Genomic DNA, 1,419 nt, shown 5'->3' on the forward strand with positions numbered 1-1,419 from the left:
TTTGCTTGTATCTCGGAACAAAACACCCTAGTATCTTCAGATTGTTTTTTTAATGGATTTGACGCCCACGGTGTGAACGTCATAAGTTTTGTTATTGCTTTCTTAACTCCAAGAATCATAATCTTTCCTCCGATAGTAATAATTAACTACCCCAGATAGATCATCATCTAGGTTATAAATTATTTGTGTAGCATTGTTAATTTCAATTAGTGTCCCAACTTGAAGTACTGGATTCTTCCGTGCCGTAAAGTAATATTCATATTCGATTGCAACACCATCAGAATCTTCAATGGTAATTTGGCGTACTTCCAAAATTGCCTTGAAAGACACGCCATTTATTTCAAGTTGTTCGCCAAAAGCATTTAACAGTGCTTCAGTTTGCTTACTATTAAATGCTCTCATGCTATTAAGCCTTCTTAATTAGTACAAATGAATCCTTGTGACCCACTGCGAAATCACAATAGGCAAATGAACGTAGTACTACACCTTGGCTTGCACGTTTAGAAGTTAGATCCCTATCTAATTCTACATTTCCCCATTGAGCTAGGACTAAATCGGAGAAATTACCAATTAGAATGCTATCGACAGGAACGCGAGTACTGACAATTACACGAATCTCATCAGCGAGATATTGTTCATCACGATAACCTTCTACAAGCATCTTAGCGGCGGTGTTACCGGCCATTGGCACTTGACGCATTGATGAATAAACGGCTGGATGCATTACTGCTACACAATCACCTACATATACGTTTGCCATCGCTAAAGCTTCAATTGCAGCTTCAATTGCAGCAAGGTCAAATACAGCAGCAGTCTGTTGAGTTGCATTAGTAGCAATGTAACCTAAGATTTCGTTTTCTAAATCAGAAGCTGCTGTTTTAACTAGCTGTTCAGATACGTAACGTTCTGCGGAGTTGTTACTTAGTTGTAGGGTCTTGGTTAGAAGTACTGAACCAGTAAAGTTTTTTGGTCTTAGACTGATATTAGTAAATGGTGCATCGTGCATTGGTGAATCAGCACCTTCAGCTACGAAAGTAAAATTACCGCCAGTCAGTTTATTTGCAACTGGGATAACTAATTCACCAATACCTTCTAGACCTGCAAAGATCTGAGGCTGTGCCACTTGTGCTAGTACTGATTGTGCCCAAAGCTGATCAATATAAGAGTCGGCAGTTTTATGAACTACAACACCAGCGGCGTTAGTAGTATTGGTATCACGTTGTAGATCTACAACATAACCACGTTCACCAATAATTGTACCATCAATAGGTTGCTTTTCAATTATGGAACGAATTGCTAGAGAAAGAGAATTGTTTTCCATTGTGATTTCCTTATCATCAATATTATTTTTAAGTTGATTGGTTATATCGCGAATGCTCAAATTAGAATCGAGATAACGGGATACATCCTTATTTAGTA

At 38.1% G+C, this 1,419-nt stretch carries 2 protein-coding genes; both read right to left on the minus strand.

What is annotated here, in order from left to right:
• Window positions 1–102 precede the first annotated feature (102 nt).
• Window positions 103–402 (minus strand): hypothetical protein, encoded by a 300-nt coding sequence (locus HMPREF3138_RS26295; protein WP_139145141.1) that lies wholly within the window; start codon window positions 400–402, stop codon window positions 103–105.
• Between the two features lie 4 nt (window positions 403–406).
• A partial coding sequence (locus HMPREF3138_RS25410) for a phage major capsid protein (RefSeq protein WP_139145142.1) occupies window positions 407–1,419 on the minus strand: 1,013 nt, incomplete at its 5' end.

The organism is Serratia sp. HMSC15F11 (assembly GCF_001808215.1).
Taxonomy (GTDB): Bacteria; Pseudomonadota; Gammaproteobacteria; order Enterobacterales; family Enterobacteriaceae; genus Serratia; species Serratia nevei.